This is a genomic window from Commensalibacter sp. M0133 (assembly GCF_016101485.1).
GTDB lineage: Bacteria > Pseudomonadota > Alphaproteobacteria > Acetobacterales > Acetobacteraceae > Commensalibacter > Commensalibacter melissae.
This window is the reverse complement of the sequence record NZ_JACFQI010000001.1, coordinates 977,864-1,001,736: the sequence shown is the minus strand read 5'-3', so window position 1 is coordinate 1,001,736 and position 23,873 is coordinate 977,864. Positions and strand designations below refer to the sequence as shown.

Annotated in this window: 24 protein-coding genes; 16 read left to right on the top strand and 8 right to left on the bottom strand. The window is 38.9% G+C overall.

The genetic code is table 11. The features are described 5' to 3' along the window. Nucleotides 1-68: 68 nt before the first annotated feature. Nucleotides 69-1,004 (bottom strand): 2-hydroxyacid dehydrogenase, encoded by a 936-nt coding sequence (locus tag H3T46_RS04515; protein ID WP_122123998.1) that lies wholly within the window; start codon nt 1,002-1,004, stop codon nt 69-71. A 98-nt stretch (nt 1,005-1,102) separates the two neighbouring features. On the opposite strand from H3T46_RS04515, the gene cobU reads away from it, so the two are divergent. From cobU to H3T46_RS04500, 3 genes are read left to right on the top strand one after another with little or no spacing between them, the layout of a single operon-like run. Next, nucleotides 1,103-1,603 carry a bifunctional adenosylcobinamide kinase/adenosylcobinamide-phosphate guanylyltransferase gene (cobU, locus tag H3T46_RS04510; protein ID WP_155565874.1) on the top strand — a complete coding sequence of 167 codons (501 nt, stop codon included), beginning with the start codon at nt 1,103-1,105 and terminating at the stop codon, nt 1,601-1,603. A 19-nt stretch (nt 1,604-1,622) separates the two neighbouring features. Beyond that, nucleotides 1,623-2,228 (top strand): cob(I)yrinic acid a,c-diamide adenosyltransferase, encoded by a 606-nt coding sequence (cobO, locus tag H3T46_RS04505; protein ID WP_198197538.1) that lies wholly within the window; start codon nt 1,623-1,625, stop codon nt 2,226-2,228. A gap of 14 nt (nt 2,229-2,242) precedes the next feature. Then, the gene (locus H3T46_RS04500) at nt 2,243-3,685 is read left to right on the top strand and encodes a cobyric acid synthase (protein ID WP_198197704.1); all 1,443 of its coding nucleotides are present in this window, start codon (nt 2,243-2,245) and stop codon (nt 3,683-3,685) included. 215 nt (nt 3,686-3,900) lie between these two features. Here H3T46_RS04500 and cbiB read toward each other — a convergent pair whose 3' ends face one another. Then, a complete protein-coding gene (gene cbiB / locus H3T46_RS04495) occupies nt 3,901-4,899 on the bottom strand; it encodes an adenosylcobinamide-phosphate synthase CbiB (RefSeq protein WP_198197536.1) in 999 nt (332 codons plus the stop codon). A 95-nt stretch (nt 4,900-4,994) separates the two neighbouring features. Between cbiB and cobD the strand changes: the two genes are divergently transcribed. Both cobD and H3T46_RS04485 read left to right on the top strand, forming a co-directional pair. Beyond that, complete coding sequence (cobD, locus tag H3T46_RS04490) at nt 4,995-5,999, top strand: threonine-phosphate decarboxylase CobD (RefSeq protein WP_198197534.1); 1,005 nt, start codon at nt 4,995-4,997, stop codon at nt 5,997-5,999. A 180-nt stretch (nt 6,000-6,179) separates the two neighbouring features. Next, complete coding sequence (locus H3T46_RS04485; protein WP_155569568.1) at nt 6,180-6,776, top strand: hypothetical protein; 597 nt, start codon at nt 6,180-6,182, stop codon at nt 6,774-6,776. A 49-nt stretch (nt 6,777-6,825) separates the two neighbouring features. On the opposite strand, the gene H3T46_RS04480 is transcribed toward H3T46_RS04485, so the two are convergent. The 3 genes from H3T46_RS04480 to H3T46_RS04470 form a co-directional block, all read right to left on the bottom strand. Further along, a complete protein-coding gene (locus H3T46_RS04480; RefSeq protein ID WP_110438509.1) occupies nt 6,826-8,589 on the bottom strand; it encodes a DEAD/DEAH box helicase in 1,764 nt (587 codons plus the stop codon). Nucleotides 8,590-8,974: 385 nt separating this feature from the next. Continuing rightward, entirely contained in the window at nt 8,975-9,766 is a 792-nt protein-coding gene (locus H3T46_RS04475; RefSeq protein ID WP_198197532.1) for a class III extradiol ring-cleavage dioxygenase, read from the bottom strand. A 31-nt stretch (nt 9,767-9,797) separates the two neighbouring features. Then, nucleotides 9,798-10,433, bottom strand: a complete 636-nt coding sequence (locus H3T46_RS04470) for a class I SAM-dependent methyltransferase (RefSeq protein ID WP_198197530.1) — start codon at nt 10,431-10,433, stop codon at nt 9,798-9,800. A gap of 80 nt (nt 10,434-10,513) precedes the next feature. Here H3T46_RS04470 and dapF point away from each other — a divergent pair, with 80 nt between their 5' ends. From dapF to H3T46_RS04440, 6 genes are all read left to right on the top strand, one after another. Beyond that, nucleotides 10,514-11,338 (top strand): diaminopimelate epimerase, encoded by an 825-nt coding sequence (gene dapF / locus H3T46_RS04465; protein ID WP_155567257.1) that lies wholly within the window; start codon nt 10,514-10,516, stop codon nt 11,336-11,338. Then, a complete protein-coding gene (gene mtaB, locus H3T46_RS04460) occupies nt 11,335-12,597 on the top strand; it encodes a tRNA (N(6)-L-threonylcarbamoyladenosine(37)-C(2))-methylthiotransferase MtaB (RefSeq protein WP_198197528.1) in 1,263 nt (420 codons plus the stop codon). The genes dapF and mtaB overlap by 4 nt, the downstream gene beginning before the upstream one ends. Beyond that, nucleotides 12,598-13,554 (top strand): signal recognition particle-docking protein FtsY, encoded by a 957-nt coding sequence (gene ftsY / locus H3T46_RS04455; RefSeq protein ID WP_198197526.1) that lies wholly within the window; start codon nt 12,598-12,600, stop codon nt 13,552-13,554. It abuts the gene before it with no gap. A gap of 342 nt (nt 13,555-13,896) precedes the next feature. Then, on the top strand, nt 13,897-14,487 hold the full coding sequence (locus H3T46_RS04450) for an LIC_12616 family protein (RefSeq protein WP_155580809.1): 591 nt from the start codon (nt 13,897-13,899) through the stop codon (nt 14,485-14,487). Nucleotides 14,488-14,492: 5 nt separating this feature from the next. Further along, complete coding sequence (locus H3T46_RS04445) at nt 14,493-14,711, top strand: peptidoglycan-binding protein (RefSeq protein ID WP_198197524.1); 219 nt, start codon at nt 14,493-14,495, stop codon at nt 14,709-14,711. Further along, nucleotides 14,708-15,067 carry a hypothetical protein gene (locus H3T46_RS04440; protein ID WP_155580807.1) on the top strand — a complete coding sequence of 120 codons (360 nt, stop codon included), beginning with the start codon at nt 14,708-14,710 and terminating at the stop codon, nt 15,065-15,067. Before H3T46_RS04445 ends, H3T46_RS04440 begins: the two co-directional genes overlap by 4 nt. 102 nt (nt 15,068-15,169) lie before the next feature. Here H3T46_RS04440 and H3T46_RS04435 read toward each other — a convergent pair whose 3' ends face one another. Both H3T46_RS04435 and gap read right to left on the bottom strand, forming a co-directional pair. Next, the gene (locus H3T46_RS04435) at nt 15,170-16,396 is read right to left on the bottom strand and encodes a phosphoglycerate kinase (RefSeq protein WP_198197522.1); all 1,227 of its coding nucleotides are present in this window, start codon (nt 16,394-16,396) and stop codon (nt 15,170-15,172) included. Continuing rightward, complete coding sequence (gap, locus tag H3T46_RS04430) at nt 16,396-17,421, bottom strand: type I glyceraldehyde-3-phosphate dehydrogenase (protein WP_155568432.1); 1,026 nt, start codon at nt 17,419-17,421, stop codon at nt 16,396-16,398. The genes H3T46_RS04435 and gap overlap by 1 nt, the downstream gene beginning before the upstream one ends. A 431-nt stretch (nt 17,422-17,852) precedes the next feature. On the opposite strand from gap, the gene H3T46_RS04425 reads away from it, so the two are divergent. Both H3T46_RS04425 and hemA read left to right on the top strand, forming a co-directional pair. After that, nucleotides 17,853-18,308, top strand: a complete 456-nt coding sequence (locus H3T46_RS04425; RefSeq protein ID WP_155569564.1) for a hypothetical protein — start codon at nt 17,853-17,855, stop codon at nt 18,306-18,308. 119 nt (nt 18,309-18,427) lie between these two features. After that, nucleotides 18,428-19,654 (top strand): 5-aminolevulinate synthase, encoded by a 1,227-nt coding sequence (hemA, locus tag H3T46_RS04420; protein WP_347400990.1) that lies wholly within the window; start codon nt 18,428-18,430, stop codon nt 19,652-19,654. Nucleotides 19,655-19,698: 44 nt separating this feature from the next. Here the strand turns inward: hemA and H3T46_RS04415 are convergent, their stop codons facing one another. Then, nucleotides 19,699-20,463 carry a DsbA family protein gene (locus H3T46_RS04415; protein WP_198197520.1) on the bottom strand — a complete coding sequence of 255 codons (765 nt, stop codon included), beginning with the start codon at nt 20,461-20,463 and terminating at the stop codon, nt 19,699-19,701. 179 nt (nt 20,464-20,642) lie between these two features. Here H3T46_RS04415 and H3T46_RS04410 point away from each other — a divergent pair, with 179 nt between their 5' ends. The 3 genes from H3T46_RS04410 (at nt 20,643) to H3T46_RS04400 (ending at nt 23,708) form a co-directional block, all read left to right on the top strand. Next, on the top strand, nt 20,643-22,166 hold the full coding sequence (locus H3T46_RS04410; protein ID WP_347400991.1) for a gamma-glutamyltransferase: 1,524 nt from the start codon (nt 20,643-20,645) through the stop codon (nt 22,164-22,166). 177 nt (nt 22,167-22,343) lie between these two features. After that, nucleotides 22,344-23,372 carry a recombinase RecA gene (gene recA, locus H3T46_RS04405; RefSeq protein WP_110438496.1) on the top strand — a complete coding sequence of 343 codons (1,029 nt, stop codon included), beginning with the start codon at nt 22,344-22,346 and terminating at the stop codon, nt 23,370-23,372. A 129-nt stretch (nt 23,373-23,501) separates the two neighbouring features. Continuing rightward, nucleotides 23,502-23,708: a hypothetical protein gene (locus H3T46_RS04400; RefSeq protein WP_198197518.1), complete on the top strand. Its 207-nt coding sequence runs from the start codon at nt 23,502-23,504 to the stop codon at nt 23,706-23,708. Nucleotides 23,709-23,873 lie beyond the last annotated feature (165 nt).

Genomic DNA, 23,873 nt, shown 5'->3' with positions numbered 1-23,873 from the left:
AAGAGTGAACATTAAATAGAGTTGAGTTACATGTTTTTGTATTTCTTCAATTTTTGAAAAATTGATTTTTAAAAATGCACTTCATCAGGGAGGTTTTCACCTTTAAAAAAACATTCCAGGGAATTTAGGATTTTTGCGCCGATACGTTTTGAGGTTTCATAAGTCGCGCCTGCTGAATGAGGGGTCATGATAACATTTTTTAACAAACGTAAGGTTTCTGGAACATGAGGTTCATGTTCAAAAACATCCAGTCCGGCTCCAGCTATTTTTTTGTTTTTCAGGCAGTCTATCAATGCATTTTCATCAATGATACTGCCGCGTCCGATATTAACGACGAACCCTCTTTCACCAAGTGCCTCAAGGATTTCGCGATTAACAGCGTGTCTGGATGAGGGACCGCCGCTGGCGGCAATTATTAGGATATCTGATATCTTGGCCAATTCGATCAAGGAGGGAATATATTTCCATTTTACTCCAGGACGCTGATGTCTTGCTGTGTAGGCAATTTCATTATCAAATGCATGTAAACGTTGGGCAATGGCCTGACCAATATGACCCATTCCCATGATTCCTATTTTCTTATTGGAAATGGAACTTCCTTGATAAGGATAGTTTCCTTTTTCCCATTCATTTTTGCGTATATATTGGTCACGCAGGGTTATTTGACGGGATACATCCAATAATAATGCGATTGCCATGTCTGCCACGTCCTGAGTTGGTGCATTTGTAGCAATACTTAGTTTGATTTGACGTTCTTTTAATTTCTGCAAGTCAACATTGTCATATCCCACCCCATGGACTGTCACGAGTTTTAGATTGGGAAGTTGATCAAGCATATCTGATGGAGCACCAACAACACCATTTGTAATTACAGCTTCGATTTTTTTGAGAATTTCAGGAGAATCAGGCAATTTATTAAGGCTAATATGATTGGTGAAGCGAGTATTGATTTGTTCCTGGAATTTTTTGCAGACAGGTACTAATTGGAGAATTTGAGGTTTCATAGTTTTTCCTTTTTACAAGGGTTTTAAGCAGGTGATATGTGTACGAATATGGTATATCTTTTTAGAAGAAAGGTATATTTATAAAAAGTAATGGAATCATGATTCATTTTGTATTGGGTGGGGCGAAATCGGGGAAAAGCAGATTTGCCGAAAATCAGGTTATGTTTTATCCGTCACCGTGGATTTATCTTGCAACGGCGCGTTGCATGGATCATGAAATGCAGGAAAAAATTGCCGTTCATCAGAAAAGAAGAGGACAGGGATGGCAAACCATAGAGGAATCCGTCAATCTTGCAGATATTATAAATACGAATAATGTTCATTCAATTCTGGTCGATTGCCTAACCTTATGGTTGACCAATCTATTAATGGATAACCGAAATATAAAAGAGGAGACTGATAAATTTCTTTCCGCATTAACGACATTTCATGGAAATATTATAATTGTCAGTAATGAGGTTGGACAGGGTATTGTTCCAGATAATGCGTTAGCGAGAAAATTTATTAACGAAGCGGGAATTTTACATCAGAAAATGGCAGCCATTGCTCATAAATTTACGATGGTTGTTGCCGGATGTCCCCTGAATATTAAAATTTAGTTGAAACAGGAAAATTGATATGAATGATGATGCGCTTCATCACAAACGAAAAATGCAAAAAAGGCAAGAATTGCAAAAAACCATTGTTGCCTCCAAGACAGAAGAGAAAGGGCTGTTGATGGTGCATACCGGAACGGGAAAAGGCAAGTCAACGGCTGCTTTCGGTCTTTTGTTTCGTCATTTGAGTTACGGATTTAAAAGTGTTGTTATTCAATTTATCAAAGCACCTGAGTGGAAAACGGGTGAGCAAAGAATGGTTGAATTTTTTCCTGATTTGCTTGAATGGCATACTTTAGGTAAAGGTTTTACCTGGAACACCCAAGATAAACAAAAGGATATTGAATCCTGTCAGGCGGCCTGGTCGTTGGCGTTGGACTATTTGAACCGTGAAAATATATCGTTGGTTGTCTTGGATGAATTGAATATAGCCCTACGTTACAATTATCTTGACCCTGACCAGATTATAAGGGATTTACAACAGCGCCCCAAAATGCAGCATGTTGTTATAACAGGTCGCAATGCTCCCCAAAAGCTTATTGATGCAGCAGATATGGTTACAGAAATGAAATTAATCAAACATCCGTTCAATGCGGGTATCAAGGCACAAAAAGGGATAGAGTACTAATGGCTAAAATCCTGATGTTTCAGGGAACAGGTTCAAGCGTGGGAAAATCTGTTCTGGTTGCTGGAATTGCAAGGGCCCTGACAAATAAAGGATATAATGTCTTACCTTTTAAACCACAGAATATGTCGAACAATGCGGCAGTGACGATAGACGGCGGTGAGATTGGACGGGCACAGGCTTTGCAAGCTTTTGCTTGTAGGGTTGATCCTGTTGTCCATATGAATCCGGTTTTGCTAAAGCCGCATAATGTTCAAGGGTCACAAATTATTGTTCAGGGCAAAATATGGGGGCAGGCATCGGCAAGGGAATATCAGGAAATAAAGCCGCAATTATTGGATTATGTTATTGAAAGCTTTAATTTATTAAAACAGAAAGCAGATATCATATTAATCGAGGGGGCTGGATCCGCCTCTGAAATAAATTTACGGAAAAATGATATTGCCAATATGGGGTTTGCTCAGGCTGTGAAAGCACCTGTTATATTAATTGGGGATATTGATCGCGGTGGTGTCATTGCCAGCTTGATTGGAACGCATAAAATTTTATCGCCAAATGATTTAAAATTGGTTAAAGGGTTTATCGTAAACAAAATGCGTGGAGATCCCTCCCTATTTACGGAAACAATGGAATGGATAAGCCATAAAACAGGGTGGGAAAATTGCGGTTTGTTGCCTTTTTTTGATGAATTGAGAAAATTTCCTGCTGAGGATGCCGCAGACTTAAAAGCAGATAAATCATCATATCAATATGGCAAGTTGCATATTTCTGTTTTATTGTTGCCAAATATTGCAAATTTTGATGATTTTGATCCTCTGAAAAATGAGCCGCATATTCTGCTTGAATTTATTTCTCCGGGATCAGTTGTTCCGGCTTTTACCAAAGTGATAATTATTCCCGGATCGAAAAATACTATTTCAGATTTGAATGCTCTATATCAAACTGGTTGGGATATCGATATCAAGGCGCATGTCAGGAGAGGGGGATATGTTTTTGGAATTTGTGGCGGCTATCAAATGTTGGGACAACAGATTCTCGATCCTTTAGGCATTGAAGAATCGAGTAATGATCGGATAATGGGGTTGGGTTTTTTTAAAAGTGACACGATTCTGTCCTCAGAAAAAAAATTAGAGGCGGTTACAGGTCATTTGGCTTTAAAAGATATTGACTGCGAAGGCTATGAAATGCATGTAGGGCAGACAAAACATCATGGCACCTACAAGCCTTTTGCCTATTTGGATGATTCTCGGGCTGAGGGAGCCATTTCTGACAATGGGCAAGTGATTGGAACCTATCTTCACGGAATTTTTCATTGTGATGAAGTAAGGGATTATTTATTGTCATATTTCGGTTCATCAGGAGATGGAATATTGTATGAACAACAGCTTGATTCGGTGATGAATAATTGGGCGAATTTCATAAATGATAATATTTTAGTTGACAATTTAATTTCGTTGTAATAATTATTATCGTATAAAAAGAACCTCCTCAAATATTTGAGAAGGTTAAGTATAAAGTTAAGTAGCTAGGTGGTTTGAGAGATTATAATAATCTCTGCAAGTAGGGTTTTATCGATTTAATAAATATAAAATATTAATATAATTATTTTTTCTAAAAAACCTGAACATTTATATCATATGTAATTATAATTTAGCAATATAAAATCCTTTATTATTTATTTAAAATACGTCATTATTTTGTATAATGCTATTAAAACAACTAATTTTATAAAACTTGCATAATAATAAATTTTACAGGCTTTACAAATATCCTCGGAATATAATTGACTACGTTCTCGGCCTATTCGTGGGGATTCAACAATATGGTCTTTATAGTGGCGTGGGCACAATAACTGAATATTAAGAGTGTAAGCCATGGCTGCTTCTGGCCATCCAGCGTTGGGTGAATTGTGTTTTCGCGCATCTTTACAAACGGGTTTTAGATTATGGAATAATTTTTTAGGATTTGTAAGTAAAATCAGAAGGGCGGATAGTCGTGCTGGAACAAGGTTCATGTAATCATCCATTTTGGCTGAAGCGTAGCCGAAATTCCGATATTGCTCTGTTAAATGCCCGATCATGCTATCTGCAGTATTAATTGATTTAAAAACAAGTAGCCCGGGTAATCCCCCAATATATCCCCAAAAAACAGGAGAGATTACACCATCCGAAAAATTTTCAGCCAAACTTTCAATGGTTGCACAACAGATTTCCGACATATTGAGATTATCTGTTTTTCTTCCAACAATGTGACTCAACGCAATACGAGCACCTGCCAGATCATTTTGATCAATTTTTTCCCTAACTGCGTGAACATGTTCGTAAAGTGAGCGATGTGCAATGAAAATACTGCCAAAAATCCCTGATAAAAAAGTTGCTAAAGACGGACGAAAAAAGGTAAATACAAATTTTTGGAAAAGATGGGCTATTAATCCCGGGACTAGAAAGTTAAAAAATAAAGTGATGAAACCATTTCTTTTTTGAATATTTGCATTTTCATTTTTTTTATTGAGTTTAAGTTCCAGAAAATGAATTAATTTTCCAACATAACATATTGGATGCGGAATTTTTTTATAAATTTTCTCTGGATCGCCCCATATCATGTCAATCATGAGCGCAATAATCATGATTTCAATATTACGTTTTCTGTAAAATATGTTTAAAATCTTTATCATTTAAATTGTCATAATCTGCCATGTGGATTTATTGATATTTTCATAATTTAGATGGTTTTAACTATAAATTAAATAAAGTGGATATAGATAAATATATGAATATTCAACATGGGGGGAACCTTGACCAAGCGAAAAAGCTTTTTCCGGAGGTTACGGGATCATGGCTGGATTTATCAACAGGAATTAACCCTTACAGCTATCCATTTTCCTCTTTAGATATATCTCTATATGAAAAATTGCCCTCTTATTCTCATGAAGAAAATTTGCGGCAGATTGCTGCAGACTATTATGGTTGCAAGAATAAATCTTGTGTTGCGCTTGCGCCTGGTACCCAAATCTTGATATCGTTAATGCCGACTGTGCTTAATGCAAAAGAGGTTTATGTTTTATATCCCACCTATGAAGAGTATATTTCATCTTGGTGGCAGGCTGAGGTAAAAGTAACACGGGTCGTTAATTTTGAAGATTTTGAGACGCTTTGCCTCCAAAAAAATGTAGTGGGGGTTATTTGTAATCCAAATAATCCAGATGGTCGGAAAATTGATATAGCCAGGTTAGAGTCCCTGATAAAAAAATGGAGTGCATCCGGTAATCATCTTATCCTTGATGAAGCTTATATGGATTTTTCAGGGCAGAGTATGGCTTATTTATTACCTTCACCGGGATTGTTGGTATTGCGATCTTTTGGAAAGACCTTTGGTTTGGCTGGGTTGAGGGTTGGATTTTTGCTGGCTTCACCTGAAATTGTTCAAAAAATACGATATATGCTTGGTTTATGGCCTGTAAATGGACCCGCCTTGCATATAGCCGCTGAGGCCTTACAAGATGGTTTGTGGAAAATTGAAACTGAAAAAAAATTGAGAATTCAACAAAAACGTCTGGATGCTTTTTTGCAAAGTCATTCCTTTAATCTTGTGGGTGGGACGCTTTTATTTCGCTTATTTTATCATCGGTCTGCGAATGATATATGGAAGCATTTGGCCTCTCATGGGATTTGGGTACGCAAATTTGATTATAATCCCAATTGGTTGCGTTTTGGATTGTTATACAGGCAGGTAGATTGGCAAAGGTTGGAAGCGGTTTTATTGTCAATTTCGTGAAATGACAATAAACATGTAACATCGGCCATGGATCAGTTTGATGGTATTTAATAACTTTTCATCCTTTCGTTTCATTCAGTTCAGGAGCTGTTTATGATATTTATTGTTACATTAATGCCTTAATATAGCCCGAATTTTGTTTTGATTTAAGATGATTAGATTCATAAAGAAGGAAAGAAAATGTTGTCAAAACGTTTAATTATCTCTGCAAGTTTTTTAAGTGTATTTATGATGGGGAATTTGGTCTCTCAGGTTCATGCTCAGGATGTAATACAGAATTTGCAACAAAAGGAAGATAATTTTCATAACCGTGTTACACAGCATAATCAGGCAATTCGCGATCGTATGCAGCAAAACCAGGAACGTATGGATCGTTATAGGGATTATCAAAGGGATCAGAGAGCACGCTGGGATCAACAAAGACAGGATTTCAAGGATCGTCTGAACGGACCCAAAAGAGAAGCGCAGGAACGTATGGATCGCTATAGGGATTATCAAAGGGATCAGAGAGCACGCTGGGATCAACAAAGACAGGATTTCAAGGATCGTCTGAATGGACCCAAAAGAGAAGCACAGGAACGTATGGACCGTTATAGGGATTATCAAAGGGATCAGAGAGCACGCTGGGATCAACAAAAGCAGGATTTCAAGGATCGTCTGAATGAACCCAGAAGAGAAATGAAATATCGTCAGGAACAAAGACGTCAGGAATGGAAAGATTTAAAAAATAATACAAAACAGGATATACATGATTTGACACATCCATTTTCAAATTAAATTTTTAATTTGTGACACGAATTTGGTAAAGGGGCATAAGCCCCTTTATTTATTTTTTGCGTTTTCTTGATGAAGATGATGGACCCGATTTATCTTTGTATTTAAAATCGGTTTTCTTTCTGGTTCTTGTTTTTTTTAAATCCGACCCATTTTTTCTTTTGCGCCTGTAATCCGGTTTTTTATCACCTTCCCCAATAGACGGGGCTGACGTTTGGTAAATGTTTACGGATTTGTCATTTGCAATATTTTTGTTAAAAATATCTTTTTTTTCCGAGGAAATCTCGAATTTTGTGGCGTTATCAAAAATACGAATATTTCCAATATCTTTTTTCTGGATATTACCAGATTTGCAAATGGTTGGAATAAGCCATTTAGGATCTGCTTTTTCATTTCGACCAACTGGAATTTCATACCAGACCCCGTTTGTAAATGCATATTTTTCTGATGATTTTTGTCTTCTATTTTCCTTATTGTAAGGGGCGGAGCGCTGTTTCTGCAGGGATATGTTTGTAATTTCCTCGGGATTAGGAATAATTGAACGATAAAATGAAATGACAGCATTCGCAAGTTCATTAAGATTGAACTGTTCAATCAACTGCTGAATCAAAGGTTGATCTTCTTCCATAATATCCTTGCTGCTTAAAAGTACAGGATTGGAAAGAAGACGCTGGTTATCCTTTTCACGGATGGCCATCATATCAGGCGGGTTTTCCCAACTTGCTGTTACTTTAGCGTGAGCCAATAGGCGTTCGGCACGATTGCGTTGATTTGAAGGAACAATTAACACGCACCGACCTTTTCTTCCGGCACGTCCAGTCCTTCCTGAACGATGCAATAAGGTGGCGGAATTGGTTGGAAGGCTAGCATGAATGACAAGATCCAGAGTGGGCAGATCCAAACCACGGGCAGCGACATCAGTGGCAACACAGACTCGTATTTGACCAGAACGAAGACTTTTAATGGCATGATTTCGTTCTTCCTGTCCAAGATCGCCAGAAAGGGCAACACATGAAAAGCCCCGTTCAATCAAAGTTGATTGCATATGACGAACGAGTTCTCGGGTGGCACAGAAAACCATTGCTGTGGGGCTGTCAATAAAACGTAAATAATTAATAACGGCGTTATCAACCTCCTTTGGGTGAATCAAAGAAGCGTGATATTCAATGTCTCTATGCTGATTGGTGGGAACTGTATTAATTCTCAATGCTTTTTTCTGATATCGTCGGGCCAGGTTTTCAATATCTTTGTCAATGGTTGCGGAAAAAAGCAGGGTTCTATGATTTGATGGACATGCGGATAATAATTCCTCCAGTTCATCACGAAAACCCAAGTCCAACATTTCATCTGCCTCATCAAGAACAATTGTGTCCAGGCCAGACAGATCAAGATGATTATGCCGTACGTGATCACAAAGTCGTCCGGGTGTTCCCACAACGATATGACAGCCTTTTTCCAGTGCATAAGCTTCTTTACGAACATTCATTCCGCCAATACAGGTTACAATCTTGGCCTTGGTATTTGTATATAGCCAGGATAATTCTTGGTGAACTTGTAACGCTAATTCGCGAGTGGGAGCGATAATCAGGGCTAGCGGTAATTTTGCAGCAGCAAACTGATCTTTATTAGCAAGTAATGTTGTTGCCATGGCAATTCCATAAGCCACGGTTTTACCTGAACCGGTTTGAGCAGATACAAGTAAATCTTGTTCATTATTCTGTTGTTCAAGAACAGCCTGTTGAACAGCAGTCAAGGCTGTATAGCCTTTATTTTCTATAGCTTTTGCAAGGGAGGAATGAATTTGAGTAAATGGCATATAGTAATCCGAAACGTAGGTTATAAATCTAAACAAAAAATCAACTATATAACAAAGTGGATTTTGTTAAATAAATGAAGGTTTTGTGGGAAATTGTAAAAACAGAATGAGTGAAATGGGGATATTATCAGATACATTCAAGGTTGATATAATATCATAAAGCGGTTTATCAATATTTATTGGGTTAAAACATATCTACAATATTTATAAAATATTCTAAATACAAATTTTTTCAAACTTAAAAATAAATATTCAAGGGTTTATTTTGTATTATCATGAAACAATTTTTATAAAAAAAGAAAATTAATGTCAGTATTATTTAATACTGTAGAATATGTTAAAAACTAAAGCATGATTAAGGGAATATTTTCTGTTTTGATAATAATCAACCAAATTGGTAAGCAGAAATTGGTTTATGTAAAATTATATCTTTAAATATACATTTTCCATGATCTTGTCTTGCTGCGCCAGAAACCGCCATCAAGGGTAGAAGATGTTCTGCACGTGGATGAGCCGAATGTGCGCCGGCGGTTTTTTCCCATTCAATCAATAATCTATCACGATCATCACAAGCGGGAAGGGAAATGACATCGGTTAACCAGTTATCAAAAGCATATGCCTCTCTGGTGCCTTGACCAGAAAATAAAAAGGGCAGGTTATGATAGCTCATCCCACTTCCCATAATTAAAATATTTTTATTGCGTAGCGGATAAAGGGCCCGACCGATATTAAAATGGTATGCCGGATCAAGGTTATTATGTAGCGATATTTCCACAATTGGAATACCGGCATCAGGAAACATGACTTTTAAGGGAATAAAAACACTATGATCCCATCCTCTTTTTTCTTCAAATTCACTTTGAATATGCTGTTCTGTTAAAAGGGTATGGATTTGTTCGGCAAGAAGCGGATATCCTGATGCTGGATATTGTAATTGATAAGTATGTTCGGGAAAGTCATAATAATCATAATACAAGGATGGATTTTGGTGATGGTGGATTTTGATCGGATCGCTTTCCCAATGAGCCGCAATGACAACGATGGCATCTGGTTTTTTAGGTAATGTTTTAGGGAATTTATGTAGAAAATCACCCATATTGGTCCATATATTATAAGGATCATCCATAAAAAAACACGGACCGCCCCCATGGGGAAGATAACAAGCAGGTTGACGCATTACAGATTTATTCCAATATGATTAGCATAAATTAAATTTTACTGGCAACAACACTATATATGCTGCTTTTCCAGAGAGGCTGATTATCGGGTGGGTGAACTTCTCCCTGATCAAAATTGTTGAATCCTGATCGTTTCAGAAGAATTTTGATAAAGCGCTGGCGCTCCCCGTTATCAAGTGCCTGCCATAAGGCAATAGTGCGGGTCGCTAAATATCGGGGGGAAAAAGAAAAGATTATTCTGCCTCGGGGTTTTAATATCCGATAGCATTCCTCAAGAATAGCGAAAGGATTTCGCAAATATTCAATGACTGAGCACAGACAAATATAATCGACACTGTTATCTTGTAAAGGAAGGGATAAATTTTGGTTAATGTCCTGAAGAATTTTTTTTGTTAATTGATGATTTTGTTGTAAGGCATTGTTATCGATATCAATACCGATTAAATTTTGGTATGGAACATTCGCGGGAATATGACTGTTTGATCCACACATTAGGTCGAGGATGGTATCGCCTTTTTGTATGAGAGTATGATATAAGGCTTCAATAGTTTTATATCCCCCTTGGTCGATAAGAGGTACAGGTTTATGGTGCGTATAATATTCAAGATCATTTTTTGTACCAGCAATATCAAAAGAATGGGGATGGAAATCGTTTAATTCGGTCATGGGCATAAAAAATTGGCGTTTTTTGTGTTACATTGATAAATTAAGTCAAGTTAAGTACCAATAGTTACGTTAGAATAATAATGGATATTTCTTTTAGTAAAATGCATGGTATCGGTAATGATTTTGTCATTATCGATAATTCTGTCAACAGAATTCAGCTAAATAATAATCGTATTGCCGAACTATGTGATCGTCGTTATGGGATTGGCTGTGACCAGTTGATTATATTATCTGCTCCAAGAGATAAAAAAGCCGATGTTTATGTTCGTTTTTTCAATCCTGGCGGAGATGAGGCAGGTGCCTGTGGAAACGGTTCACGCTGTGTCACGGCATGGTTGCATGATAAATTTCAACGTAAGAATTTTACCTTACAAACCAGCGCTGGGTTACTGCCAACCGAGGTCATTGATGCTTTTACAGTAAAAGTAAATATGGGACAGCCAAAAATGAATTGGCGTGATATTCCACTACAACGTGATGTTGATAGTTTATATTTGCCATTATCCGGGGAACCGGCAGCGGTTTCTATGGGAAATCCCCATGTAACATTTTTCGTTGAGGATTTATCTACGGTCGATCCTGTATTTTGCGGTCAGGTTCTGGAAAAAGACCCCTTGTTTCCGGAAGGGGCAAATATAGGGTTTGTACAGATGCTGGATCGTCAAAACATGCGGGTTCGTGTTTGGGAACGCGGGGCAGGGTTAACACTGGCTTGTGGTTCCGGTGCATGTGCATCTGTTGTGAATGCGGTTCGGCGAGGTTTGGCTGATCGTTATTGCGAGGTAAGAATGGATGGTGGGAATTTGATTGTTGAATGGGATGAAGCCTCTAATGATGTATTGATGACAGGTCCTGTTCATTTTTCTTTTACCGGTCAATTTAATTTGGATCATTACCCTTTATGACATCAAAGACCCAAAGGGAAAAACCGCAGATCATTACCTTTGGATGCAGGCTTAACCGTTATGAAAGTGAGGTAATGAGCCAGCATGCCGAGCAACTTGACAATGTCGTTATTGTCAATACCTGTGCCGTGACAGCTGAGGCAGAACGGCAGGCAAAACAGGCAATTCGTCGGCTACACCGAAAAGATGGCGAAAAACGTATTATCGTCACGGGTTGTGCCGCACAAATCAATCCTGAACAATGGTCGTCATTACCGGGTGTGAAGCAAATATTGGGAAATGAAGACAAGTTAAAGGGAGAAAATTGGACAGAGGCAGCTTTATCTCAAGGAAATCAGGTTTCCGATATCATGACGGTGAAAAATACCGTGGGACGGATTGTAACTGATTTTACCGGTCGGACTAGGGCTTTTGTTCAAATTCAGCAGGGATGCGATCACCGTTGTACTTTTTGTGTTATTCCTTTTGGGCGGGGACCTTCCCGGTCTGTTTCTGTTAAGGGAGTGGTTGATCAGGTAAAAGCTTTGACCCAACAGCAATATAATGAGATTGTTCTTACAGGAGTTGATATCGCTTCATGGGGAAGGGATCTGAAACATAAAGGAAGGTTGGGGGATCTGTGTAAGGCTATTCTAAAAGATGTTCCGGAATTAAAAAGGTTAAGATTATCATCAATTGATCCAATTGGTATGGATCCGGTTTTGTGGGATTTAATGGCCAGCGAATCTCGTTTTATGCCCCATCTTCATTTGTCGCTTCAGGCAGGTTCCGACATGATATTAAAACGGATGAAGAGACGTCATCAAACCAAAGATGTTGGATCATTGGTTGAACAACTTCGTTCAATACGCCCTGATATCGGACTAAGTGCCGATATTATTGCAGGTTTTCCGACGGAGGATGAATTGTATTTTCAGGAGACATACAATTTTCTAAAGACAGTTGCCATTCCCTATCTTCATGTTTTTCCCTATAGTGAAAGAAAGGGCACGCCTGCGGCCCAGATGCCAGCCGTTGCAGTTTCCGTAAGGAAAGAGCGTGCGGCCCGGTTGCGAAATTTGGGTGCGGAAATAGCCAGTTCATATCATGAATATTTTGTTAATAAAACGGTTTCCATCTTGATGGAAACGGTTGATCGTGGTCACAGTGAACAATTTTCCCCAGCAACCTTAACAGGTAAGGAGGCAACTCCCGGTGAAATTATTTCAGCCCGTGTAATTTCGGGTAATTCTGATGGTATTATAGTAGAAAGAATATAAATGGCGCTTGGTTTTTTTTCTCGTCTTAAACAGGGGCTTTCCCGTTCAACGCAAAAATTGGGAAACAACTTAACATCTGTTTTTACAAAACGACGATTGGATGATGAATCACTTGAACAATTGGAGGATATTCTAATTTCTGCTGATTTCGGGCCAGAAGTAGCGGAAAATGTTATTGAATCCTTTCGTAAGACCCGGTTCGGTTCGGAAGTTACGGATCAGGAAATAAAACAGGCCCTTGCAGAAGAAATTTCCAAGATTTTAAAACCAGTTGCCGTACCATTTCAGCCTAATCCTGATTTGAAACCCCATGTTGTTTTGATGGTTGGCGTAAACGGGACAGGAAAAACGACAACGATTGGAAAAATGGGACAGTTTTTTACTGATCAGGGGCTTAAGGTGATGATGGTTGCCGGGGATACTTTTCGTGCGGCAGCAGTGGAACAATTGCAAGTGTGGGGTGATCGGGTTGGTGTATCGGTTATTTCAGGAAAACCGCAGGCAGATGCAGCGGGTCTAGCTTTTGAAGCCCTGAAACGAGCAAAAAATGAGAAAACAGATTTGCTGTTGATTGATACGGCAGGTCGTTTGCATAATAAAAGTGCCCTGATGGAGGAGCTTGCCAAAATCATTCGTGTCATGCGTAAATTTGATGAAACTGCGCCGCATTCTGTTTTATTGGTTTTGGATGCCACAACAGGTCAAAATGCAATTGAACAGGTTCGTATCTTTAAGGAGATGGTTGATGTTAGTGGATTAATCATTACCAAATTGGATGGTACGGCACGAGGAGGTATTGTCATTGCCTTGGCTGAAAAATTTAAGTTGCCAATCCATGCAGTAGGAGTTGGTGAAAAGACGGAAGATCTTCGCGATTTTTCTGCAGAAGAATTCGCCAAGGGATTGGTGGGAGATACAGTTCAACTTTCCACTACAGAAGTTAATATTGATAGCTGAGCTATTATTTTGATTATTGCTATAATAAATGGTTTTATAGGGATATCGTTGATGGCTCTATAATGTTTGAAAACAAAATTGTGAATTTATAGTTTATATTTGTAAAAGCCACTTAAATATATCTAGAGAAATTGATACAAACAGTCAAACATTATTGAATTTTCTGTCAGATTTTGAGATTATTTTAGTAAGTTAGTATTAGTATAGTTTGATGAAGCGATCTTGATAGTAGGTCGTTTTTTTTGTTTTTTATCAATAGAATTTTTTCAATAGATGCCAAGACAATAGCATCAATATTCCAATTAATTTCCAAAACAAAAAATTTAAGAAAGCATTAATTCTATGAGTAAAAAGGATAATAAACATGTCAAAGTCATGGTTGTTGCTCCCAAAGATGGAGAATTTCCAGAGTTATACACTTTAAGTTATAAAGAAATGTATAATTTGGTAGGAAAATTCATAAAAAAAGCTATCCCTATTAAAGGAACTGAATTAACGATTATACAAGGTCGCGGTAATCGAGTTTCAACCCCCAAAGCACCCTATATACTCATGAATATCGTTGATGAGAACCGTCTTTCAAGTAATGAAAGCTATTATCGGGGGCGTCATAAGATTTTCAGGTCAAGATCGCAGATTACAATGACCCTGATGTTCGTCGGAAACGAATATGTTCCAGCACTGCAAATGGCCAAGTCTTTTATAGTCAGATTTAATGATTCCTGGGCAAGTGATCAGTTTGAGCAATATAAAGTGCCATTTTTTCCTCTTTATAGCGATGAAGTAACCATAGAAAGTTCATTTGTCAATGCGGAAGATCAATATGAGGATGTTTGCTCGGTTGATGTTTATTTTGAATATCATCCAGAATTTGGAGTTTGTGAAGGCAGCGCCAAAGAAGTCATTATGAATGTCAATGGATTCAATGAGTAATTAAAATGCGTAACATTCGTCATTCGGTTGGGCGTAATGCTGTAAATAACCGTCAAGATGTTATAATTGTACAGTCGTTACTCAAACGGCATGGGGCATCATATGTCGATGTTGATGGAATATGTGGTCCGCTTACAAAAAAGGCAATCATTGAGTTTCAGAGTAAATTTTATACACATCCTGATGATGTTATAACACCCGGTAAAAAACTTCAATATACTTGAATAATTTTACGGGTTTGCTGCCCCAAGATTCTTCAACCTCGCTTGCAATAAATCATGTTGAAAGGAAACCGTCATCTATTCAACCCTGGCAAAAAGAAGGAGAAAAGCAAAAGGGCTCCGCAAGTGAGGCAACAAAAAATGCCGTTTATCCTCAAATTATAACGATTGGTATGCTGGATGCTGTAAATCCATCAGGTAAAGGAAAGAATGGAGTTAACGCTACAGCATTGCCTTACCTTAATAGAAATGCCAATCATTTTAATATGACAGATAAGCGGGAAATTGCTTATTTCCTATCTCAGATATCTGCTGAAAGTGGACTTCAACCAATAGCGGAAAATTTAAATTACCGTTGATATTAAAAAATTCATCGGGAATATGATTGTCATATTTCAAGTAGAAAAACAAAAAAGACTGAAAAATCAGCCTTTTTTGTTTCAAAAGTTTTTTTAAAAAACCTATAAAGGCATTGTTTCTTGAGCTAATGTTGTTAGGGCAACAATACCTGGAAGAGCTTTACCTTCCAGCCATTCAAGAAATGCGCCACCAGCGGTTGAAACATAAGACATTTCATTGATAACGCCAGCATGTTTTAAGGCAGAAACCGTATCACCGCCGCCAGCAATACTTTTAAGCTTGCCAGCCTTGGTTAATTTGGCAGCTTCTTGAGCCACTTCATTGGTTGCCTTATCAAAAGGTGTGAATTCAAAAGCACCCAAAGGCCCGTTCCATACCAAGGTCTTGAGCTCAGCTAGATACTTGTTCAGTAATTTCACCGTTTTTGGCCCAACATCCAAAATCATTTGGTTATCGGGAACGGCATGGACATCAACAGTTTGTGTCGCTGGATTATTTTTTAATTCAGCGGCCACAACAACATCTACAGGTAATAGAATTTTACAATTTTGTTCTTTTGCCTTTTCCATGATGTCACGAGCTGTTTCATGCATGTCGGCTTCCTGCAGGGATTTACCAGTCTTGACGCCTTGAGCGGCAAGAAAGGTATTGGCCATAGCCCCACCAATAATCAATACATCAACCTTATTGATCATATTGGAAAGCAAATCAAGCTTTGTGGAAATCTTTGACCCGCCGATAATGGCACCAACTGGACGGTCAGGATGTTCCAGGGCGGCATTCAATGCATTTAATTCAGCCTCCATTAGACGACCTGCAAATGAAGGCAGGAATTTGGTAACACCCTCGGTTGATGCATGGGCACGATGGGAGGCTGAAAAAGCATCATCAACATAAACGTCTGCCAAAGAAGCAAGCTCTCTAGAAAGCGTTGGATCATTCTTTTCTTCACCAGCATGAAAGCGGGTGTTTTCAAGTAAGAGAATATCACCGTCTTTCATTGACGTGACAGCTTTCTGGGCATCAGGGCCAACACAATTATCAGCAAAAGCCACAGACTGTTTTAAGATATTGGATAAAGCTTCACCGACTGGTTTTAAAGACATTTCTGGAACCACCTTGCCTTTTGGACGGGCAAAATGGCTGCACAGAATAACCTTTGCACCTTTTTTAACCAGTTCCTTGATGGTGGGGACCAAACGATCCAGACGCGTTGTATCGGTAATTCTGCCATCATGCATGGGGACATTCAGATCCCCGCGCAAGAGAACTTTCTTACCTTTGCAATCAAGATCATCAAGGGTTTTGAAAGTTTTCTGTTCAACCATTATTTTGCATTCCCAAGGGCAACAGCTGTATCAGTCATACGGGTTGAGAAACCCCATTCATTATCATACCAGCCAGCAACACGGATCAATTTACCATTGTCAATAAATCCGGTTTGTGTTGCATCAAAGGTTGAGGAGTTAAAGCAATGGTTGAAATCGGAACTTACGAGTGGTTCATCATTATAGCCAAGAATACCCTTTAGCTCACCCTCGGCCGCTTTTTTGAAATAGGCATTTAACTCTTCAACAGAAGCGGGTGTTTTGGTGGGAACAAAGTCCAAAGCAACATAAGAAACATTAGGGGTTGGAACGCGAATGGCAATTCCATCCAGTTTTCCTTTTAATTCGGGAATAACCAATGCAACGGCTTTTGCGGCACCAGTTGTTGTCGGAATGATGTTTTGTGCAGCGGCACGGGCACGATGGAGATCTTTATGTAATGTGTCAACCGTGCGTTGATCACCTGTGTAAGAGTGGATGGTCAACATGCTGCCCCGTTCAATTCCGACTGTATCCTGAAGAACCTTTGCGATAGGAGCAAGACAGTTTGTGGTACATGATGCATTGGAAATGACAGTCATGTTGCCATTGATAATTTTGTGGTTAACACCGTAAACAATGGTTGCATCAACATTTTTTGCGGGGGCGGAAACAAGAACCTTACGGGCACCAGCCTGAAGCAATGCACTTGCGGCCTCCTTGCTTGTGAAACGTCCTGTGCATTCCATTGCAACATCAACACCTTGTAATGGAAGTTTTGTTGGATCTGCTTCGGCTGTAATTTTGATTGGGCCAATTTTACGTCCATTATGTGTTGTAATGGTCATTGTATTATTTTCGACTTTAACATCTGCAGGAAGACGACCGTGAACCGTATCATAACGGAGAAGGTGAGCATTGGCCTCTGGGCTGCCAAGGTCGTTAATCAATACGACTTCCGCATCAGTACGTTCGGTTTCAATGATGCTGCGTAGTACCAAGCGACCAATACGTCCAAAACCGTTAATTGCAAGTTTAATAGCCATGATAGTTAAATCTCCCTTTAAGGTTAAAAAGATTTTCCAAGGCGAATCGTCTTGTGAAAATTAATATAAAAACTTTTCTTCGTCTTTAACTCTATTTAATCACGTTTTTTTGATAACGTGAATATTAATCTTAATAATTTACCACAAATTTGATCTTTTGTTAGCTTTTTTAACAATATGCTAAATGAGGTTGTGATTGCACAGGATTATCAATTTTTTATATGAATCAAGTGTAGGATCAAATTTTTTAATGAAACTTTCATGTCAATAGCAGTCTTAGTTTACGGTTTATTTCGGGTAATTGAATAAATTCGATTATTGAATAATAGAAATATAAGGGTAAAGGATTTCTTTATATTGTAAAATCAATTATTAAGGTTTAATTGAGATTGTTAGCGTTCTTTTCCAACTTTGCACTTTAAGTCAATTTTATGATCAGTCATTTGCGTTATGTTTCCTTGTTATTAAGTGGTTTTTTTTTATTAAGTTCTTGTAAGCTGGTTGATCAAAGGACTTTTAACCCGAGTGCAGGACGTAGGCCCGCTCCTTATATTCCCCCGCCTCCTCCACCTCCTCCGCCTCCGCCCGCACCACCGATCGAGATTGTAGAGGGAACGCCCCAGGATCAATGGGAAAAACCTTTGACAAATTTGGTAAAGGATGCGTTGTCAAGAAAAGCGGATGCCTTGTTTGTTATTACTTCTGTCACCCCAATTTCATCTGATCCTGTAATGCAGCAGGAACAAATGACTAATATTGCAGCGCAAGAAGGCAGGGCAATTGCAAATGAAATAATCCGAGCGGGTGCAAAGGCGGAGCAAATTCAAATGAATGCCAAGGCAGATGGTGGGGTCAAGAAAAATGTTGTCCAAGTCACTATACAATAAGGTTATTGGATGATTTCTTATTTGTTCTATATGAGGACGTAATGGATTGGTTATTCAGACAATGTTTTGTCATGTTGAATCATTTAAATCCCGAGGGATTTAAAATAGGAGAATAGATTGTGTCAGAACCCATAATATTTTCACATCCTTTTTATGCCTATTGCAAAGAGGCGCTTGAAGATATCGAGAAACAGGGACGGTATCGACGTTTTACCCCATTAAGTCGTCAGTCAATGCATTATCCTGTTTATGATAGAAAGATTAATGCAAAAGAGGAAACCCCGATTATAGCCTGGTCAGCCAATGATTATCTGGGTATGGGAATTGAACCTGAAGTCATGAATGCCGCCATTATGGCTATTCAAAAATATGGTGCAGGTGCAGGTGGGACAAGAAATATTGCCGGAACCCATCCCTTGCATGAAGCGCTTGAGGCTGAGCTTGCAGACTTGCATGGTAAAGAGGCTGGCTTGTTATTTGTATCAGGTTATGTATCAAACCAGGCGAGTTTGCAAACTATCCTAACGAGTATGTCCGGGAACTGGATGACCTTTTCCGATCAGCAAAATCATAATTCTATGATTGCTGGTATAAAAGGAGCTAAAAATGCTGATTGTGTGGTTTTCAAACATAATGATTTGCAGGATCTTGAACATAAACTTGCAAATGCTCCAAAAAATGTTGCCAAACTGATTGCTTTCGAAAGTGTCTATTCTATGGATGGCGATATTGCGGATATCGGGGCCATCTGTGCATTGGCACACAAATATAATGCCTTGACTTATTTAGATGAGGTACATGCTGTCGGTTTGTATGGAAAAGAGGGTGGAGGTGTTTCTCAAAGGGATGGCGTAGCGAATCAGGTTGATATCATTGAAGGAACCCTTGCAAAGGGCTTTGGTGTACATGGGGGATATGTAACGGCGAAACGTGAAATTATTGAATATTTACGATTGGCTGCGGCTGGATTTATTTTTACGACTTCCCTACCCCCATCTGTTGTGGCAGCGGCATTAAAAAGTGTTCGTTTGGTTCGTCAGCAGAATTGGCGTCGTGAAAAATTGTTTGAACGTATTCATACGTTTCAGGAAAAATTGAGACAGGCCAATATTCCTTTTATCGAGACAAAAAGCCAGATTGTACCCGTAATTATTGGAGAGGCTGAGTTATGCAAAAAAATAAGTCAACGTTTACTGGATGAATACAAAATTTATGCACCACCAATAAATTATCCAACCGTGCCCAAAGGAACGGAACGATTGCGATTGACCCCCAATCCTTATCATACGGATAAAATGATGGATGATATGGTAGATGCCTTGAAAGCTTTATTACCTAAAAAATGAATTTTAAAGGCGATTTGCGGGTCGCCTTTAGTTTGGCTATGATATTATTTATTAAATTTATCAATAACTTGTTCAAGATTGTCATAGCTTATTGCACCTTGAATGATATGTTCACCATTAATGATCAAGGCTGGAGTACCTTCAATACCAAGATCATGAGTTAATTGAAGGTTGTCGTTTAAAGCGTTGGTGACGGAATCCGCTTTCATATCGATTACCAATTGATCGGCGTTCAGTTTAAGTTTCTGTGCAATAGATTTGATTGTATTAAGGTTGATATCTTCCTGACTGGTCATCAAGGAGCGCATCATTGCAACATAATTGTTTTGTCTAGTTGCCGCAATTATGGCCTGAGACTGCAATTTGCTGTTTTCAGAAAGGATGGGAATGACTTTTAGGATTATCTTGACATCCTTATGTTTTTTGACCAGATCGATTAAAATAGGCAGCATTTTTTTACAGTATCCACAATTTGGATCGTAAAATTCAGTAATGGTTGTAGCTGCGTTTGGATCGCCCATCAGTCCGTCAGTGGGTAGCTGACGTAACAGTAATCCTTTTTTCTCTTTTATTGTCTGGGTAGAAAGTGAAGCGCGTTGTTGCTCTTTCTTTTTCATCAGGGTTTGAATTCCAGTTTCTAATAGGGTTGGATCATCTTTTAGAGCCTGTCTGACAATGGAAATGATTTCTTGACGTTGTTGGGATGAGAAAGTTGCTGCTGGATCTTCACTATGACCAATGACAGGGAAAGAGATAAGACAGGAGAGTAATGAACCTGTCATCAAAGGACGAAAGGATAATTTTTTCATAAAGCGTTTTCCGATTGGTAAAATTGGGATTTTATCATATGGATGGATAATATTATACAGAATTGTAATTGTTGTGATATAAAATGAATCTCGATAGAGTATGGCTTGATAATTTGAGTTAAATATAACTTTCGAACCCTATTATGGTATTATTGATTTTTTAAGTGGAGCGCTGCCACGTGTCAAAACGTTATCAAATTTCAAAAGGTCGTGTTGAGGCAAAGACAACAAAATTTACTCAAAAATTCAGGGACGGATCAAGGCAAAAGATAGTTTTGTTTAAGAAGGCTGTTTGTGGTTTCGCCTTGGCATTTTCAATAACGGCATGTGGTGGGGATCATCACGAGAAAAAACTATCAAAATCTGCAAATTTGAATCATCGTGTAACAGGATATGTGGGGAGCGTTGCTGCAGATGAACCACAAGCCGCCATGTTGGCGCGGGATATCCTGATTCGTGGGGGAAATGCGGCTGATGCAGCTACGGCCCTAGGTATGGCATTGACAGTAACTTTGCCTTCCCGTGCCTCGCTGGGAGGAGGTGGAGCATGTCTGGCGTATCATCCCGGACAACCGGCACAGTCAATTATTTTCCTTCCTCAGGCAGGAAGAAAACCTTCCAGTAATAGTGATCGTCCAGCTGCGATTCCAATGATGGCAAGAGGATTATATTTATTACAGGCAAGTTACGGCAAGTCAGATATTAATGATATTTTACGGTTGGTTGGTAATTTGGCAGGAAATGGTGCTCCCGTTTCTGACACGTTGGCGAGTGATCTGGCAGCTGTTCAGCAGCCCTTATTTGAGGATTCTGCCATGCAGAGAGCATTTACAAACGCAAATGGACTTCCTCTTAAGGCTGGGGATATTCTATATCAGCCTCGTTTAAAGATTATTTATGACCGATTGATTAGTGCAGGTATTGCAGATCTTTATATTGGTTCTCTTGCAAGAAGTTATGCATTGGGATCCCAGATTGCGGGGGGTGGTCTGTATAACGAGGACTTTAGAAATGCCCTGCCTGTTCAAACCTCAGCTTTGTCTTTGACACAAGGGCAAAATATTACATATTTTTTATCTCCTCCTGCAGATGGAGGTCTGGGTATGGCAATGGCGTTGCATAATGGTCAAAATAGGGATGATGTTGCCCAGGGTACAGTAGCAAAATGGCGTGCAGAAAACAGTTCTACTTATTTGAAGTCATCCATTGAGGGAATGACAAAAAAAGCTCAAGACTGGCTTGATAATGGGAAGGCGGGCAGCGGCAGTTTGCCAGCATTGCCAGCATCTACATCTTTTGTAGTTGTTGATCGTGATGGGGGAGCCGTTTCTTGTGCCTTAACCATGAATAATTTATTTGGTACAGGACGTATTTCTGGAACAACCGGTATCGTCATGGCTGCGTCTCCTCGCCAGTTGCCGCCACCTTTGTTAACAGGATCGATTTCAACGTATAAACAGCGTTTTATTGCAGGAGTTTCTGCCTCTGGACAGAATGATGCGGCGCAAGAGGCTGCCGTGACCATGAATTCTTTTTTGAACAAACAAGGAAATAAACGGGAAAAGGGTGTTTCATTACCGAATTCGAGCGGCTCAAAAGGACGGGTAAATGCCGTTTATTGTTCTGATGGGTTGCCAGGAAATGACAGGCAATGTCATGCTTATACAGATCCAAACGGTATGGGATTGGCAATTAGCCGTTAAGAATAATTATTGCTGTTATGGATCATTGATATTTTGATAAAAACACCAATATTGTAAATGTAAATATTGTATTTTTATCTTTTAAAATCTTCAAAAGCAGCAATAAATGTTTAACTGGGGTTAATCTGAGAATTTACGGTCCCCACGTTATTTATTTATAAGGAAATTCTAAAAATAATGGACAAGAATAAAGCATTAGAAGGAGCTTTGTCTCAGATTGAACGTGCCTTTGGTAAAGGTTCAATCATGAAGATGGGAGAGCAGTCTGTCGTTCAAGTGGAAGCAATTTCAACAGGCTCGATTGGTCTGGATATTGCTTTAGGAATTGGTGGTGTCCCTCGTGGACGTATAGTTGAAATCTATGGTCCAGAAAGTTCCGGGAAAACAACAATGGCGTTGCATATTATAGCCGAGGCTCAAAAAAAGGGTGGTACATGTGCATTTTTGGATGCCGAACATGCCCTTGATCCCATTTATGCGCGTAAGCTCGGCGTTGATATTGATAATTTGCTCATCTCTCAACCTGATGCCGGGGAACAGGCATTGGAAATTGCGGATACTTTGGTTCGTTCTGGCGCTATTGATGTCTTGGTAGTGGACAGTGTGGCGGCATTGGTTCCCCGTGCAGAGTTGGAAGGGGATATGGGGGACAATCATGTTGGATTACATGCCCGTTTGATGAGCCAGGCCTTAAGAAAATTGACCGGATCTGTTTCTCGTTCCAATACCTGTCTGATTTTCCTCAATCAAATTCGTCAAAAGATTGGTGTTATGTTTGGATCGCCAGAAACAACTACAGGCGGAAATGCATTGAAGTTCTATTCTTCTGTACGTATGGATATTCGTCGTATCGGTCAGGTGAAGGAAAAGGACGAAATCACAGGAAACCAGACGCGGATTAAGGTGGTTAAAAATAAAATGGCTCCTCCTTTCAAGCAGGTTGAATTCGACATTATGTATGGAGAAGGAATTAGTAAGATGGGAGAATTGATAGATCTGGGTGTAAAAGCAGGGATTATTGAAAAAGCGGGTTCATGGTTTTCTTATGACAGTCAGCGTATTGGTCAGGGACGGGAAAATGTAAAGCAGTTCTTGCGAGAGCATCCGGAGATAAGTCAGGTTATTGAGCAACGTATTCGTGAGCATTCTGGTATTATTGGTGAAGGCTCGATGGATGATATGGCTATCGGCACTGATGATTTGTGAGATAGCTAGTTATAGTTGTTAATTTTCTTCATTTATCAATTTGTTGTATAGAAATTGATAAATTTAATAGTTTATGATTATTAAATGTTGCATTCAAATGATCTAAATGGAGAAAATTAAAAATGGAATGTGAATAAAATTAAGTGGCGGGGTTTATTAACGCAGACAGAAGAACTCGCTAAAAACTTTTTTATCCTTCCCTTTGCCCAGATGATTCTGGAGCATGACGTATTCAGTCATCTTGGGGTTATGCAGGAATATAATTGCAGATACGGTGTTAAAATGGACGAAAAGATGGATTTTGCGATCTTAAAAGATAAAAAAATCAAATTTTAATTGTATGTAAAACATTGGCGATGATCTTAATATAAATACAGGCCTCACAAATTCACGGTATTTTTCAGTAACGGAAGCTCGTATAGTCAATTCTTGCAAATGGCAGGGTATATAGATTTTTTACAAATTTAGATGCACCTGATAAAATGAATAATTAATTGTTTC